This is a genomic window from Okeania sp. (genome assembly GCF_035285525.1).
Classification (GTDB): domain Bacteria; phylum Cyanobacteriota; class Cyanobacteriia; order Cyanobacteriales; family Microcoleaceae; genus Trichodesmium.
The window spans coordinates 1-15,193 of record NZ_JAYKGW010000038.1 but is presented as its reverse complement, the minus strand read 5'-3'; the positions used below and the strand labels follow the sequence as shown (position 1 = coordinate 15,193).

Below are 15,193 nucleotides of genomic sequence, written 5' to 3'. Positions count from 1 at the left end.
AAGACGACCCGTTAATAGGTGTTAGGTGGAAGTGCAGCAATGTATGGAGCCTAGACATACTAACAGACCGAGGACTTGATCTCTAACTCAAGACTTTGACTTTCATACTATGCAGCCTTCTGGGTTTCTAGATATTCCTGGTGTCTATGAGGCTATGGAACCACTCCGACCCATCTCGAACTCGGAAGTGAAACTTAGCGCTGGCGAAGATATTTTGGGGGTTGCCCCACGTGAAAATAGCTCGATGCCAGGGTAATATTTAATAAAGCATCTTTCTGATTCTGATATATGGGAAAGATGCTTTGTTGTTTTTGGTAGTGTATTCATATTATTTTTGCTAACAGAGCATTAATGTTATGGAATAAATAAATGTAACTTTACCCAAACTAGAAAAAATGACCGCAAATAATGTGGCCAAGTTCTAGACAACTATAGTTATCTTTCATTCTTTTAATAATAGACCTCTCCAAAAATGCCAATTTTGGAACAGCATAATTATTAAAGTTGTCTTTTAAGTAAATCTCAAAGGAAGAAAGTATGCTTCAATCTTTCAAGAAATATATGAAAAATTTAACACAAAACTGTTACTACCTAAATTAGCTCCCGAAGACAGTGAATTGATATCTTGTATTAAGTCAAGAAGGCTTACATATTTGTCAGATCAGAAACTAGCTGGCATTGCGAGTATATGTCGTTCAATTGAAAAGGCCAAGCTACCAGGTATTTTTATTGAAGCAGGTTGTGCGCTTGGTGGCTCTTAAATTTTGCTTGCAACCCTAAAAAGCTCAAAAACTCCACTATATATTTATGATGTATTTGGAATGATTCCACCACCTACAAAAGAAGATACTAAGGACGTGCATGATCGCTATAAGATAATTGAAGAAGGAAAATCTAAGGGAATCGGAGGGGATAAATACTATGGTTATGAGGAGGATTTATATAAGGTCGTTCAATCAAATTTGGAGAGTTTTGGCATAGATTGTGAGGAAAAATGTGTGACTTTGGTTAAAGGTTTGCTTCAGGATACGTTGCCAATCAAGCAATCAGTTGCATGTGTACATATTGATGTTGATTGGTATGATCCTGTGATTACCTGGTTAAGACGTATTTTTCCCAACCTTGTAGTGGGGGGCAGCATAATTCTTGATGATTATTATGATTGGGATAGCTGTAGAAACGCAACCGATGAGTATTTAAGGGAAGTTGCTGGACAGTTTGTTCTAGATGACAGTGCCGATTCCATGAAAATAACTAGAATAAAGATTTAACAGGATTGTAAAATATAAAATTATTTGAAATGAGGGCAGAAATTACCCAATAGAGCCAATTATAATATATGAAAGATACCCTTAGGGGTTCTATAGGGGATAGTTTTGAAAAGGGGGAAGCAAAAGGATGAGAGAGTCAGAGCTAAAAATAACTTTTTAATAACCGGATTTGGTATTACTTCATCTATTATATTAGCTATATTGCTTTTAAATGAGATGTAAATCTACATTAACATATATATCTGGGAAACAAAAGTACAAAAAAATCCTAAAATGGAATTGTCTTCTAATATAACTATTCCCGTAGCACCTGCGGGGTTTAAATCAGGGTTTGTTGGTATCATAGGGAGACCTAATGTTGGTAAATCTACTTTAATGAATCAACTGGTGGGACAAAAAATTGCTATTACTTCTCCAGTTGCTCAAACTACTCGTAATCGTTTGCGTGGTATTTTGACTACGGAAGCAGCGCAGATAATTTTTGTTGATACTCCAGGTATTCATAAACCTCACCACCAACTAGGAAAGGTATTGGTTCAAAATGCTAAAGTAGCTATTCAGTCTGTTGATTTAGTTTTGCTGGTAGTAGATGGCTCGGTAGTAGCAGGTGGAGGCGATCGCTACATTATAGATTTACTGAACAGAGTTGAGATACCTGTGGTTATAGGTATGAACAAGTTAGATTTACAACCTACAGATTATCAAGAAATAGAAGCTAGTTATTATCAGTTAATTTCTTCTCACTCTTGGCAAATAGTTAAATTTTCTGCTCTGACAGGGGAAGGAGTGGAAGTGCTGCAAAATTTGTTGATCGAAAATTTGGAAACAGGACCTTATTATTATCCTCCTGACTTAGTAACAGATCAACCAGAACGCTTTATTATGGGAGAATTAATCAGGGAACAAATATTATTGCTGACTCGTGAGGAAGTACCCCACTCGGTTGCGATCGCTATTGATAGAGTGGATGAAGAGCCAAGTATTACTCGTATTCTGGCGACTATTAATGTTGAACGTTCATCTCAGAAAGGAATTATTATTGGCAAGGGTGGAAATATGTTAAAAGCTATTGGTAGTGCAGCACGTCAACAAATTCAAAAGTTGATTGCGGGTAAGGTTTATTTGGAGCTATTTGTGAAAGTACAGCCTAAGTGGCGACAGTCTCGCATTCGGTTGGCAGAGTTGGGGTATCGAGTTGATGAATAATATCAAATTTTAGGCGTTGCTGATTATAGGTATGATTTTTCCCCCTAGCCCCCCTTTCAAAGGGGCAGGGCTGTTTCATTCTCACTCTAGGTATAGAATTATAGAGTAAAGGGTAGATTTTGCCATAAATTTTCCCCAATATTAGCTTAATTGGCCATTTTTTGGATATGCAAAGGAGAGCGATAGCCACAATCTATAGGTCTCGAATGTCGTTTGACAGACCGTAGTATTAATGCGATCGCATTGCTATTGTCACTTCTATTGATTATTAGCTTAATTGGCCATTTTTTTGGCTATGCAAAGGAGAGGGATAGCCACAATCTATAGGTCTCGAATGTCGTTTGACAGACCGTAATATTAATGCGATCGCATTAATATTGCCACTTCTATTGATTCTGTCTCAGAAATGGATTTTATTTCATACCTAAGTACAAACAGAAAGTATATATTTAAGATTATTACTTAAGTCTGATATCCCTGCTTTAATTCCAGCCCAACCATGTATTCTGAGTAGGGTTAACACCCAAGTTTTGACAATTGAGAAATTTATGGCAGAAAACCCTGATTTTTGAGGACTATAATCTTCTTCTAAAATTACATCTTTTACCCAATGAAGTCGATTTTCAATTAACCAATGTCCTCGAATACCTGAAGCTAGAGTGGTAGATTTTGGTGAGAGTGAACAAAGATAGTAACTAATACTTTCTACCAATTTTGACCCACGATTACTACTGCGCTTAACTCTAATCATAGAACTTGCACCTTTCCAGACATCCTGGATATTTTCTGGTATATTAAAAATTTCTACTTGTCTAATCGTATAACGATTTCTAGTTTTTTCTTGCTCAACATACCTTTTTACTACTTGAGTTGATTTAGTCTGCTGCTCTATTTGTTTATACAACTTGGGTTGATTCTTTTTTACTTTAACTTGTAGGATCGTTTTGACTATCAATTATTTTGGCCACTGTTTTTTTTGACAATGTGTATTGCATCAAGAGTAAAAACTAAGCTGTCGTGCATCTAAATAGCATATAATGAATTTAGAGTTGTCAAAGGATTATGCCAATAAAAAATTATTTAACACCAGAGCAGAAAACGAACTTACAACGCCATCAGAAGAACCACGAACATTCATATGTTAGAGAGCGCATTTTGATAATTCTATTACAAAACGATGGAAAAACTCAAAAAGAAATAGCAAATTTTCTAGGCTGTTCCTTGCGAAAAGTCGCTTATTGGTGTGTTCATGCTGACCCAGATAATCTGGAGAGTTTTAAGGATCAAAGAATGTCTGGTAATTATCGTAAAGCAACAGAGCAATATATTGCTTTGTTGCTTGAAGTCATAGACAAAGAGCCGCAAGAATTTGGTTATGAATTTGGAAAATGGACAGCTAAAAGATTAGCTATTTACTTAGAACAGGAGACTGGTATTTCTTTGAGTTCTAGTCAAATAACGAGGATTTTAAAGGAAAAAAAGTATGTGTATCTGTCGGCTAAATATAGCTTAGAGGACAGACAAGACCCTGAAAAAAGAGAACTGTTTCAAGCCCTACTATATGAGTATTTAAAAATTACCAAAGAATCCCCAGAACGTCTCCAGGTATGGTTTTGGGACGAATGTGGATTTAGTTCAAGAGTTATAAGACGTAAAAAATGGACCAAAAAAGGTAAGCGCCAAAAAGTAAGTGGCCAAAGGAAAAAAGGGAGATTTAATGTCATGGGGGCTTTGCGCTTCTCAGATCAAAAAAGACGAGTGGATTTTTTAGCCAAAGGCAATGGGGAAGGATTTTATCAAGTTTTGAAAGATTTTTATAGAGAATTGCAGTATGAATGGGCAGGAGCAGATAAAAACATTAAAGATTTTGAAAAAAATGGCCCCAAGATAGTGATAATTTTAGATAATGCAAGCATACATAAAAAAAAAGAAACCCTCGACAAAATCAAAGCCGAAATGCCGAATTTAGTTCTGGAGTTTTTACCTGAATATAGTCCAGATTACAATTTAATAGAATTGGTGTGGCACTCGGCTAAGGAGTTTATTTCTAATCGACTATTTAGTTCAATTGAAGAACTAGAAGCACTGGTTCATAAATTATTGAATGAAGGAGAATTAATTATCAATTGGGGGCGAAAACTTAAAAATAAAGGTAATGCTGTCAATGCAGTTTAAATGCATGATAGCTTACTCCCTTTAAGTCTAATATTTATAATAATTTTCTCACAATTGTAATTTCACTTTCTTGTTTATTCTCAAAGATTTTTATACCTAAAACCCACCCTCTTTCATGGCTAAATACTGATACACAATTAATGAAGTTTTGTTCTGATTTATCAGAATTGTGAACAGTATTTTTCAGACTTTTTCCATCTATTGATACCCATTCTTTTGACCTGATGAGACTATATTGTTGACTCCATTTATTAAAAGCAATTTGTAATTTTTGGTAGTCGGTATGTACCATGACTCTTCTAATAGTTGAATAAGAGGGGACACGAGCTTGAGGAATATTAAGTAGTTTAATCAAAGTCAAACGATGCCGTTGGTGTAAATCTGCCTAACTGTCTATAACCCCTGCTAACACTCATTATTCCCATTATAACAATTAAAAGTACCAACCATAAAGGATGACGACAACCCTTTGAATCGCGAAAATCAGGTATTTCTTTCAGGTAATCAATCAGAGTTTTTTCCATATATTTAGGTATATTTAGGTATATTTCGCAATTTTACCAACTAAATCTCTTTTTTACTCTATAATTCTATACCTAGAGTGAGAATGAAACAGCCCTGCCTTCCAAAGGGGGGGGACAAAACTCTGAAAGTCGCCAAAATTTCGGTTATAGGGCGCTTGAGCAAAATCAAACAATCCTACATTCATACTTCAATTCCGCAACACCGGAGTCAGAATAGAGTATTTAGTGGTTATAATTTCAGTTATGACAGGCAAGATGCCTGTGTTACAAGTGAGAAAATAAAATTATGACTACAGAAAATCCACAATCAAAAGTTAAAAATGGTAAAATAGCAATTTTGCTACATAATGGTATCAATGGTGTGGGTGGTAAAACAGGTTTATCACTATTGCGTTATAGTCAAGCAGAAATTGTTGCTGTCATCGATCGCCAGTCTGCTGGAAAATCATTGCCGGAACTTACTAAAATTTCTCGTTATCTTCCGATAGTTGCTTCTGTTACGGAAGCGATCTCTTTTCAACCAGAAATATTGGTCATTGGTATTGCTCCTTCTGGTGGTGCTTTACCTGATGAATGGTGGGGAGAAATCAAGGCAGCAGTTGCTTCTGGGTTATCGGTTGTCAACGGTTTGCATACTCCACTCGCTAATCATGCTGATATTGTACCACTATTACGAGAAACGCAATGGGTATGGGATGTGCGTCAGGAACCTCAAGGATTAACTATTGCTAGTGGGAAAGCTAGAACACTTTCTTGTCAGAGGGTTTTAACGGTGGGGACAGATATGGCGATCGGCAAAATGTCTACCAGCTTAGAACTAAATCGAGTTGCTCAACGTCGAGGTATCAATTCTAAATTTTTGGCTACAGGACAAACGGGTTTGATGATTGCGGGAGATGGTATTGCGTTGGATGCGGTGCGGGTTGATTTTGCTGCTGGTGCTGTGGAACAAATGATTATGGAGTTTGGGAATATCCATGATTTGCTTATTGTTGAAGGGCAAGGTTCTTTATTGCATCCGGGGTCTACTGCTACTCTGCCATTATTGCGTGGTACCCAACCTACTGATTTAATTTTGGTGCATCGTGCCAATCAAACTCATGTTCGCAATCATCCCCAGGTATTGATTCCGCCTTTGTCAATAGTGGTTCAACTTTATGAAATGGTGGCTGCTGCGGGTGGTGCTTTGCAACCAGCAAGAGTTAGGGGTATTGCGATGAATACTTTTCATTTAGATGAAGTGGCAGCTAAAAAGGCGATCGCTGAAGTGGAAACAGAAACTGGTTTACCTTGTACCGATCCTGTGCGTTTTGGTGCTGATTTATTGTTGGATGCAGTTATATGATGTCTGAATAATGAGGAAATCCTCCCTCGCTTTCAAAGGGGGGAAGCAGAAGGAAATATTGCTTTTTGAAATTACTCCAGGAATTTTTGGTAATTTCATAGCGATCACACTTGACAACTAGAAAAAGTTGTTATATTCTTATATTAGATTGGTATTATAGGAAAATAGTAGCTCTTTTTTTTAGGTTAGTTTTTCATGGGTAAAAAATTACAAGAAATTCGTCTTCAGATGCCTTCCAAACGTAAAATAACTAGGAATAAAATAGAAGGAGAAATTGTTGAAGGTAGACGAGAAAGACTGTGAATATTATCAAAACTTATATAGATTCCGGCGTACTAATTCCAGCAATTAGAGATGACACTCCTATCGAAATCAAAGCAAAAGCACAAGAAATTCTTGACGATCCCGAACGAGAATATGCCACTAGCTGGTTCGTTTGTCAAATTAGAAGTATTACCTAAAGCCATTTATAATAAACAACTAGCTGAAGTTGATTTTTATGAAACCTTTTTTGCAGGTTGTACTATCTGGGCAAACGAACTAGAAAAAATTGTAGAATCTGCACAAAGATTAGCTTCTGATTTTGGTATAAATGCCATAGATGCTCTTCATGTTGCTGCTGCTATTTCTATAAATTCTGATGAGTTAATAACAACAGAAAAACCGGGCAAACCAATGCACCGAGTTACTCAAATTAAGGTAATTTCAATTTATCAATAGCAACTCCAGGAATTTTTGGTAATTTCATAGCGATCGCACCTTGACAAATAGAAAAAGTTGTTATATTCTTATATTAGATGGGTATTATGGGAAAGTAGTGGCTCTTTTTTTAGAGTCTGAATAACTGTAGGGGTTTTGCCTCCAAACCCATACCCTTGACAATCAAAAAAAGTTGTTTTATTTACCCTTTTTTTTCAGTCAGTAGGGTGTGGAGCGCGAAGCGTAACGCACCGAAATATTTGTAATAGCTACACTACTCAATGGTGGGTTACGACGCAACATAATATTTGACAGTTGAACCGCAGTTTTTAGTAAGCGCCTAACGCACCCTAAAGAACTACTATAAGTTTATCATAAACTCATAGGATCGACATCCACAGTCAAACTCACCCCAGGAGAACAAACATTACTCAACCTAGTCAAGTCTGGTACATCATCATATCCAGACGATAACTTTAACAAAATCTGCCACCGATAACGATTAGCAACTCTGGCAATAGGAGCGGGTGCAGGACCCAATAAATCATATTTTTCTGCTTCCGCTTTTTCCATCAACACACTTGCTAACTGTTGAGCACTCACCGCTACCTCAGTCGGATCGTAACTACTCAGACGCAATAAAATCAACCGCCCATAGGGAGGATATCGTAAATCCGCTCTCGTTTGTAATTCTGTTTCCACAAAAGACTCAAAATCATTACGTTGCACAGCTTGAATCACAGGATGTTCTGGAGTATAGGTCTGAATAATGACTCGCCCTGGGTTATCACCACGACCTGCACGACCTGCTACTTGGAGCAATGTTTGAAAAGCTCGTTCATTGGCGCGATAATCTGAAAAATGCAGCAACCCATCAGCGGATACAACTCCTACTAATGTCACCTGTGCTAAATCTAAACCTTTTGTCAACATCTGAGTTCCAATTAATAAATCTGCTTCCCCATTAGCAAATTGATTTAACAAATTTCGGTGAGCATCTTTTTTGCGAGTTGTGTCACTATCATATCTAATAGTTCGTAGATCGGGAAATTGTCTGGTTAACTCCTGAGCTACTTTTTGAGTTCCGCTGCCAAAAAATTTGAAGAAAGGAGAATCACATTCCGGACAACGTTGGGGTTGTAGTTGATTATAGTTGCAGTAATGACAACGTAATAGTTGAGTTGCACCTTCGTGGGTGTAATGATAGGAAAGGGAAACATCGCAATGGGGACATTCCATGACATAACCACAACTACGACAAGACACGAATGTACTGTAACCGCGACGGTGAATGAATAAAATTCCTTGTTGTTTGGTTTCTTGTAGTTGTCGCAGTGCTTCTTGGAGAGGATAGCTAAACATTGTCCGGTTTCCCAATCGCAGTTGTTGGCGCATATCTACTATTTCTACAGGTGGCATCGGTCGTGAGTGGATGCGTTCTGGTAATGATAGGTAGTAGGTTTTGGGTTTGTGGGAAACGGTTTCATCTACATTTTCTACCAAGAAACCGAGTTTATTATCCTGTTTATTATCTTGATCGCTCAAACTATCAAATTTCCCAGACAAACCAGGTTTCTCCAAGAAACCTGGTTTGTTGCTCCCCTCATTCAAAACATCATTTTTTTCAGATAAATCCTGTTTCTGCTGTGTTCTTGTTTCCAAGCAACTTTCTAAAGAAGGAGTTGCCGAACCTAATATTAATGGGCAGTTTTCTAATTCTGCTCGCCATTTCGCCACAGTGCGAGCGTGATAACAGGGTGCGGGTCTGTCTTGTTTGAAACTGTTATCATGTTCTTCGTCTAAAACAATTAAACCTAATTTTGGCAGCGGTGCAAAAATTGCGGAACGAGTACCGATAATAATTTGCGGAATACCCCAGGTCATATTTCGCCAAGTATCATAACGTTCTCCAGCAGATAAAGCACTATGGTAAACATAGACTTTTTTGCCAAAACGAGCGCGAAATCTATCGGTAAGTTGGGGAGTTAAACCAATTTCGGGAACCAGTACGAGAGCAGATTTGCCATTTTCCAGGATGGGAGCGATCGCTTGTAAATATACTTCTGTTTTCCCAGAACCTGTAACTCCATGCAGCAATATTTGAGCAAATTTTTGAATTTGGGTGATAGTTGTTAATGCTTCTGTTTGGTAAGGTGTCAGCATTTTTATTTCATCTCTGATATCTCCCCTACCTTCTTCTCGTCGTAATACTTCCTGTTCCTCGATAACAACACAACCATTCTCTTCTAGTTTTTTTACTAGATCATTAGAGGTTTTGTAGGTGTCGATAAATTCTGCTAACCACATTTCGCCTCCACTTTTGCGTAACATTTCCATGACTTCTGTTTGACGCGGAGTCAAATCTTTGGGTGGAGTTTGAGCAACTAAAGTCACTGCTTGTCTGAGTTTTGGTTTTGGTGGGGAAGGAGGTTCGAGATAACTTTCTACCCAACCTCGTTGGAGCAAATCTTTTAATCCTCTGTCAGCACCTTTGACTTGACGTTGAATGTATTGCCAGGTGTAGTCTTTGGTTTTGGAGTTTTGCAGAATTTCTAGAATTTTTTGAGCCTTAGTATTGAGGAAAATTTCTCCACCTGTGGGTATTGCTGTTTCGATGATGCGAATACGTCGTTGACTACGTTTGAGTAAACCTGGTGGTAGAGCAGTGCGAATAACTTTAATAAGTGGTGTTTGATAATAAACGGCGACTTTTTCCAAGAGTTGCCAATAAGTTGCCGGGAAAAAACCTCTGGTAATAATATCCGATATATTTTTGACGCGATCGCTACTTAAACCTTCTGGAAGCTGGGAAGTTTTGCGGATAGCGATCGCTCCCACTTGTTGTTTGCCGAATGGTACTACTAAAATATCTCCGGGTTGAATCTGCATATCAGGAGGTATTTTATAGGTGAATAATTTTTCTTCCTCTTCTGTATCATCGGTTGAAGTTTGAAAAGGGACATCAACCAAGACTTCTGCCCACTCTTGGGACTCTGGGGCAAGATTTTTATAGGATGACCCAGGTTCAGCGAGGATGGGTTTTGGGAGTGTTTGGACAGAGTAGGACATTGGCAACATTGAATTAGGGGACAAATAAAGTCAGAAGTCAGAAGTTACAGCAGATTTCGGACTAATGAGGTACAGAGTAACTGGTGAAAATCTTGTAGTGCGGGCATCTTACCTGCGATAAGTGTATCTCACGGGCAGCGGAAAGCGCTATAAATTCCTAGGACGGACTAAATTTCTTAAATTATCTAGTATATCATTATAGAAAAATTTATAATGTGCAGATATAGCAATGTGTGCACTTAATCTTTACAAATTGTAGGAGCTGTCCAATAGCTAAAAGCCTTATATTATCGGCCATTCATTCTCCCTGTTCCCTGTTCCCTATTCCCTGTTCCCTGCGCGCAGCGCTATATTAGTATTTAGATATTTATATTTAGCCAAGAGCATCATTTTTTTGATCAACAAATATTACTAATTTCTGTAGATATTTCTCTCAACCAAATAGCAATTTCTGCGGTTTGATCAAAATACGAATAAGTTGGTTGTTCGGTTAACCAAACTCCTGTTTCTGTCTGAATACTTAAGAAATAATCGACGATACTTTTTGATAATTCAGTTGCTTTTATTTCCCCAGTTAGATTAGCAATTATAGCCGCACCCCAAGCAACTTTATGACTAAAATAAAATGAGCGGATATTTTCATGGCAACTAAAAGCAAAATCTAGATATTTTTTAGCAGTATTTAGATAAAATTTATCCCCAGTAATTTTATAAAGATTAGCCAAAAAAGCTAGAGGATATCCAATCATAAAATAGGCTTGATTTGGTTTAATTGCACTAACTTGAAAAAATAAAGATACATCTTCGGAAAAATCAATTATTAACTTTTCATCATCATTCATCCGTAGATAAAATCCTGATTTAATATCTGGCTGAATATTCATAAATCTATCTAACAACTTTCCAGCGTTTTTTGCTGTTTTCAAATCCCTAAAATATAAACAAGTTAATCCTAAATGAGCAGTAGTCAAAACATCCACAACATTTTCACCCTTTTCCCAAGGTTTGTTAGTTGTAAAACCTCCTATTTTTGGATGATAAAATGATGTTAAATATTGATAAACAGGATAAGAAACATCAAAGCGCCCCATTTTCTGAGCAGCGATAGCAATCCAACCATTAATATAAGCCCAATATTCTGTAAAAGCAGCATTTTCACTTTTATAATTTGTCCGAGTTGTTAGATCGCCATTTCCTCTTAAAAACTGGTTCTTTATATAATTCAATATTCTGTTAGCTAGCTCTACTTTTCCAGATATATAAAACAGATAAGGAGATTTATAATAACAAGCTAAGTCCTGAGTTTCTAGAGAATAACTACCATCATTATTGATTTGAGTTTCTAACCAATTTACTGCTTTGATTGAGCTATCAATATATTGGAAAATAGTTTCTTGTACCATAAATAAAATTTATTCCCCCAACTAAAACAACTTCACTATTTTTTGTATAGGTTATTCCCTCACAATATATGCAATTATACTGTGTAACAGTTACTGTTATATTCCCTGGTTCAGCTAAGATATTTTCCAGGGAATTTTGATGTAATTATTTAATGTTAAAAAATATCTAATCAGAATTTAATTTACCATTAATTATGGCATTAAAACCATATACTTCACGGGTGCCAACAAAAGGTATTAAAATTACTTCTCGTTCATCTCCTGGTTCAAATCTTATAGCAGTACCAGCAGGAATATCTAGACGCATACCTTTTGCCAATTCCCGGTCAAAACTCAAAGCATAATTAACTTCATAAAAGTGGAAATGGGAACCAATTTGAATCGGGCGATCGCCTGTATTTGCTATTATTAATTTCACATTGGAACGACCTAAATTTAATTCAATTTCTCCCTCGGAAATAATCATTTCACCTGGAATCATAATTGTCACCTTTTGAGTATTTTTACAATTGAATAATTGAGAAGTATAGCACTATGCACAACTGAAAACTTAAAAGTAATCTCTGACTAAGTTTTTCAAGCTTAGAAACCGGGTTTATTTTCAATACCTCACTATATCAATATCTATTTCCCATAAACCCAGTTTCTTAGTAAGTATTCAGCAGTCAGCATTTAGCGGTCAGCTATTTATTCTAGTTTTAAGATAAAAGCTTGGCTTTGTTGAAGTAAATTGAATCTTACACTCAAAGCCGACTTTAAAGCTTATATTCATCATTATAAAGCCGTTTTAAAGTTTAGGTAGGATTTGCTGACTGCTAATAGTTAAAAGCTGAATGCTTAGGTTTCTTATAACTGCAAAAATGAGCAATAGTGATTAATTTTTTGTTTGATAATTTTCCTACTCCCTACTCCTTACTCCCCACTCCCTAATTTATAATTTTTAACGAATAGGATTATGTACAGTGACTAATTTTGTACCATCAGGAAAAGTAGCTTCTACCTGAACTTCTTGCACCATTTCTGGGATACCTTCCATAACATCATCTCGCCCTAATAAAGTTGTACCAAAACTCATTAATTCGGCAACAGTTTTACCTTCTCTTGCGCCTTCTAAAATTGCTGCTGAAATATATGCAACTGCTTCTGGATAATTCAATTTTAAACCTTTTTGTTTCCGGCGTTCTGCTAATAAAGCAGCAGTAAAAATTAATAATTTATCTTTTTCTTGGGGTGTTAATTGCATGGTTTTTCATTGATAGTTATTGCAGTAAAAATTTTATCATATTTATAGCTATTTTAATCTTAAATAGTTTGTAATATTTTATCTAACGGGGTTGGGTTTCCAAATTCCATTTTATTTTGGGTTTGGAGACCAAACTCCTACAGTTTTTCTCACAAATCACTTAGGATGAGTATATAAAATGAACTAAATTTAATTTACGAAAAATCTAAAATATTACTGTTTTAATTTTGAGATTTTCTACGTCTAGGAGTTAGGGAAGGCTCTGTAGGTTGATATGATTTTCAAATTTCATCTACTGTCAAAATTTCTACCTGATTTCTTTGCTTATTATAATAATCAGCAATCTTTTTAATAGTAGCATCTCCCAATGCAAATCTTCGACTAGCAAAATCAGGAAATTCATCAGCTAACTGCTTTAAATTTTCTGTATTCCATAAAATAGAAAGTTCTGTAAATACTGCCCAAGGAGTTTGATGATCCGCAGTTAATATCATCAGATTTGCTAATTTTTTAGATATTTCATAACGCTTTTTAGTTGCTTGAGCAATATGATTACCTGTTTCAATAATTGTTGCTAAAGGTAAAACAAATGTAGTTTTTTCTTTTGCCTCTTTTTTCAATTTTTCATCTACTCTAAATTTATTCCACTTATTATCTTCAGAACCACAGGTTTCTTTCCCAGGCACTTCTAAATAAACACATAAAATAGAAGTATCAATAATCAACACTTTTATCATACTATCTAATCTACTTTGAGACTTTTTTCAATCCAACCTTTACTAGCAATTTTTCCTAAAGTTCCTGATGCCATTAACTTCGGTAAATCTTCAATATCTTCTAACGGAATTAACTGACTTTCTCCAGTTTGTTTATCTCGATAAGTCACCATTACAAAAGGAATAAATCTGGAGTTAGTTCATCTAATAAAGCAGGATTATGGGTTGTAACTAAGACATCTATTTGACGCTCTTGCCCAATTTATCTTAACATTTGTAATAGTAATCCAGCGCGGGAAGGATGCAGACCATTATCTACTTCTTCTATCACAATTAAACTTTTTTCTGGTTGAGTTAACATGGCAGTTAAAATTGCTAAAAATCGCAAAGTTCCATCTGACATTCCACTAGCATCAACTATCATTGCTTCTTGGTTAGGATGCCAGATTTCTTCACAATAAAGCATAGCATCTCTGCCTAATCTTCCCACAGGTTCAGACCATACTTTTCGCATATCTCCTTCTGGTAATTTTGCCAAATATTTCAATAAGTTTTCTTCTATTTTAGCCTTTTGTTGTTCTGGTAATTCTGCTAAAACTCCGGCAATATTAGAACCGTTTCTTTCTAACTTTTTTGATCAGGGTGAATAATTCCGCATTTGCGCAGGTATTGGATTTAAAATAAAAATATTTTTGAGAATATTTGGAACTATACTTTGGGCAGATATCATTTGATTAATATTCTCAAAATTATAGAAAGGAATTTGTGTTGTAAAACGACCTAACCAAGGATTAGGAGCAGGATAAAATTTTTCCATAAATTCTTTCCCTTGTTTAGAACTATTGAAGATTATTTCAGCCTTTTATCCAATAGTTGTGGAGATAAAATAAAGTTGCTTAGATAAATTACTATCTGAGAAATTATTACTATCAATTAAAGTTAAAGATTCATCTAATACTTGCACAAGAGGAGTGATTTATACAGTGATTTTATCAAGATAATCTTCTGTTTCATTTTCTCCATCTACTAATACTTGAAAACTAAATTTTGTTTCATGTTTTCTAGCTGCCCACTCAATTCCTCCTCTAATACTTATTAACAATGTTTCTACTGAAGCACCTTGCATAATACTATTCAAAAAATCTAAGGCATCTACAACATTAGATTTTCCACTGGCATTTGTACCAATTAAAACTGTTAAAGGGTCAATATATAATTTTGCATGACGGAAACTTTTCCAGTTTTCCAAAGTTATTTGTTTCAACATAAAGTTTTCCTCATCTATCTCTTCCTTTTGACTTGATTTTAGCTACTATAATTATTGGTTAAAAAATAGCACTCTCCTTTTTCCTTATACCGTATTTTCTTTTCTGATACTTAGAAAATTAAGAGTCAAAGAAAATTATCCCATTTTGTTTGAGAAAAATGCTTGACAAAAAAACTTGACATGATACTATAAACATAATGGGAAAGGTGCGCTCCTATATACTAATAGCCCAAAGTCAATATTCTCGATATTTTCCAACTCTCCATAATCAGAAA

The 15,193-nt window shown here is 35.8% G+C and carries 18 protein-coding genes and 1 rRNA gene; 7 read left to right on the top strand and 12 right to left on the bottom strand.

Features of this window, described 5'->3' with window-relative positions:
* Positions 1–136 precede the first annotated feature (136 nt).
* From rrf to era, 3 genes are all read left to right on the top strand, one after another.
* Positions 137–253, top strand: a 5S ribosomal RNA gene (gene rrf, locus VKJ25_RS04040).
* 511 nt (positions 254–764) lie between these two features.
* Positions 765–1,271: a TylF/MycF/NovP-related O-methyltransferase gene (locus tag VKJ25_RS04035; RefSeq protein WP_324235342.1), complete on the top strand. Its 507-nt coding sequence runs from the start codon at positions 765–767 to the stop codon at positions 1,269–1,271.
* Between the two features lie 273 nt (positions 1,272–1,544).
* On the top strand, positions 1,545–2,477 hold the full coding sequence (gene era, locus VKJ25_RS04030) for a GTPase Era (protein ID WP_324235341.1): 933 nt from the start codon (positions 1,545–1,547) through the stop codon (positions 2,475–2,477).
* A 424-nt stretch (positions 2,478–2,901) separates the two neighbouring features.
* Here era and VKJ25_RS04025 read toward each other — a convergent pair whose 3' ends face one another.
* Positions 2,902–3,432 carry an ISAs1 family transposase gene (locus VKJ25_RS04025; protein ID WP_324235340.1) on the bottom strand — a complete coding sequence of 177 codons (531 nt, stop codon included), beginning with the start codon at positions 3,430–3,432 and terminating at the stop codon, positions 2,902–2,904.
* Between the two features lie 107 nt (positions 3,433–3,539).
* Here VKJ25_RS04025 and VKJ25_RS04020 point away from each other — a divergent pair, with 107 nt between their 5' ends.
* On the top strand, positions 3,540–4,652 hold the full coding sequence (locus tag VKJ25_RS04020) for an IS630 family transposase (RefSeq protein WP_324235339.1): 1,113 nt from the start codon (positions 3,540–3,542) through the stop codon (positions 4,650–4,652).
* Between the two features lie 34 nt (positions 4,653–4,686).
* On the opposite strand, the gene VKJ25_RS04015 is transcribed toward VKJ25_RS04020, so the two are convergent.
* Both VKJ25_RS04015 and VKJ25_RS04010 read right to left on the bottom strand, forming a co-directional pair.
* Positions 4,687–5,007, bottom strand: a complete 321-nt coding sequence (locus tag VKJ25_RS04015) for a hypothetical protein (RefSeq protein ID WP_324235338.1) — start codon at positions 5,005–5,007, stop codon at positions 4,687–4,689.
* A complete protein-coding gene (locus VKJ25_RS04010; protein WP_324235337.1) occupies positions 5,000–5,176 on the bottom strand; it encodes a transposase family protein in 177 nt (58 codons plus the stop codon). The genes VKJ25_RS04015 and VKJ25_RS04010 overlap by 8 nt, the downstream gene beginning before the upstream one ends.
* Positions 5,177–5,462: 286 nt before the next feature.
* On the opposite strand from VKJ25_RS04010, the gene VKJ25_RS04005 reads away from it, so the two are divergent.
* From VKJ25_RS04005 to VKJ25_RS03995, 3 genes are all read left to right on the top strand, one after another.
* Entirely contained in the window at positions 5,463–6,521 is a 1,059-nt protein-coding gene (locus tag VKJ25_RS04005; protein WP_324235336.1) for an N-acetyltransferase DgcN family protein, read from the top strand.
* Between the two features lie 299 nt (positions 6,522–6,820).
* On the top strand, positions 6,821–6,982 hold the full coding sequence (locus VKJ25_RS04000; protein ID WP_324235335.1) for a hypothetical protein: 162 nt from the start codon (positions 6,821–6,823) through the stop codon (positions 6,980–6,982).
* Positions 6,939–7,241, top strand: a complete 303-nt coding sequence (locus VKJ25_RS03995; RefSeq protein ID WP_324235334.1) for a nucleic acid-binding protein — start codon at positions 6,939–6,941, stop codon at positions 7,239–7,241. The genes VKJ25_RS04000 and VKJ25_RS03995 overlap by 44 nt, the downstream gene beginning before the upstream one ends.
* A 351-nt stretch (positions 7,242–7,592) precedes the next feature.
* Here the strand turns inward: VKJ25_RS03995 and priA are convergent, their stop codons facing one another.
* The 9 genes from priA to VKJ25_RS03950 form a co-directional block, all read right to left on the bottom strand.
* Positions 7,593–10,289 (bottom strand): primosomal protein N', encoded by a 2,697-nt coding sequence (priA, locus tag VKJ25_RS03990; RefSeq protein WP_324235333.1) that lies wholly within the window; start codon positions 10,287–10,289, stop codon positions 7,593–7,595.
* Positions 10,290–10,687: 398 nt separating this feature from the next.
* Positions 10,688–11,692, bottom strand: coding sequence for a hypothetical protein (locus VKJ25_RS03985; protein ID WP_324235332.1), 1,005 nt, complete (start codon positions 11,690–11,692; stop codon positions 10,688–10,690).
* A gap of 166 nt (positions 11,693–11,858) precedes the next feature.
* Positions 11,859–12,173: an urease subunit beta gene (locus VKJ25_RS03980; protein WP_324235331.1), complete on the bottom strand. Its 315-nt coding sequence runs from the start codon at positions 12,171–12,173 to the stop codon at positions 11,859–11,861.
* A gap of 459 nt (positions 12,174–12,632) precedes the next feature.
* Positions 12,633–12,935 (bottom strand): urease subunit gamma, encoded by a 303-nt coding sequence (ureA, locus tag VKJ25_RS03975; protein WP_324235330.1) that lies wholly within the window; start codon positions 12,933–12,935, stop codon positions 12,633–12,635.
* 281 nt (positions 12,936–13,216) lie between these two features.
* A complete protein-coding gene (locus VKJ25_RS03970; RefSeq protein WP_324235329.1) occupies positions 13,217–13,672 on the bottom strand; it encodes a hypothetical protein in 456 nt (151 codons plus the stop codon).
* Between the two features lie 5 nt (positions 13,673–13,677).
* A complete protein-coding gene (locus tag VKJ25_RS03965) occupies positions 13,678–13,824 on the bottom strand; it encodes a hypothetical protein (RefSeq protein WP_324235328.1) in 147 nt (48 codons plus the stop codon).
* A gap of 89 nt (positions 13,825–13,913) precedes the next feature.
* Complete coding sequence (locus VKJ25_RS03960) at positions 13,914–14,189, bottom strand: AAA family ATPase (protein WP_324235327.1); 276 nt, start codon at positions 14,187–14,189, stop codon at positions 13,914–13,916.
* Positions 14,190–14,288: 99 nt separating this feature from the next.
* Entirely contained in the window at positions 14,289–14,468 is a 180-nt protein-coding gene (locus VKJ25_RS03955) for a hypothetical protein (RefSeq protein WP_324235326.1), read from the bottom strand.
* A gap of 159 nt (positions 14,469–14,627) precedes the next feature.
* Positions 14,628–14,918, bottom strand: a complete 291-nt coding sequence (locus VKJ25_RS03950) for an AAA family ATPase (protein WP_324235325.1) — start codon at positions 14,916–14,918, stop codon at positions 14,628–14,630.
* Positions 14,919–15,193 lie beyond the last annotated feature (275 nt).

Excerpts from the sequence above, each read along its gene's own strand:
- VKJ25_RS04020 (WP_324235339.1), top strand. The coding sequence starts at position 3,540 with ATGCCAATAAAAAATTATTTAACACCAGAGCAGAAAACGAACTTACAA.
- VKJ25_RS03955 (WP_324235326.1), bottom strand. The coding sequence starts at position 14,468 with ATGGAAAAATTTTATCCTGCTCCTAATCCTTGGTTAGGTCGTTTTACA.
- VKJ25_RS03980 (WP_324235331.1), bottom strand. The coding sequence starts at position 12,173 with ATGATTCCAGGTGAAATGATTATTTCCGAGGGAGAAATTGAATTAAAT.
- era (WP_324235341.1), top strand. The coding sequence starts at position 1,545 with ATGGAATTGTCTTCTAATATAACTATTCCCGTAGCACCTGCGGGGTTT.
- VKJ25_RS03965 (WP_324235328.1), bottom strand. The coding sequence starts at position 13,824 with ATGGTGACTTATCGAGATAAACAAACTGGAGAAAGTCAGTTAATTCCG.
- VKJ25_RS03950 (WP_324235325.1), bottom strand. The coding sequence starts at position 14,918 with ATGTTGAAACAAATAACTTTGGAAAACTGGAAAAGTTTCCGTCATGCA.
- VKJ25_RS04010 (WP_324235337.1), bottom strand. The coding sequence starts at position 5,176 with ATGGAAAAAACTCTGATTGATTACCTGAAAGAAATACCTGATTTTCGC.
- priA (WP_324235333.1), bottom strand. The coding sequence starts at position 10,289 with ATGTCCTACTCTGTCCAAACACTCCCAAAACCCATCCTCGCTGAACCT.
- VKJ25_RS04005 (WP_324235336.1), top strand. The coding sequence starts at position 5,463 with ATGACTACAGAAAATCCACAATCAAAAGTTAAAAATGGTAAAATAGCA.
- VKJ25_RS03995 (WP_324235334.1), top strand. The coding sequence starts at position 6,939 with ATGCCACTAGCTGGTTCGTTTGTCAAATTAGAAGTATTACCTAAAGCC.
- ureA (WP_324235330.1), bottom strand. The coding sequence starts at position 12,935 with ATGCAATTAACACCCCAAGAAAAAGATAAATTATTAATTTTTACTGCT.
- VKJ25_RS03985 (WP_324235332.1), bottom strand. The coding sequence starts at position 11,692 with ATGGTACAAGAAACTATTTTCCAATATATTGATAGCTCAATCAAAGCA.
- VKJ25_RS03970 (WP_324235329.1), bottom strand. The coding sequence starts at position 13,672 with ATGATAAAAGTGTTGATTATTGATACTTCTATTTTATGTGTTTATTTA.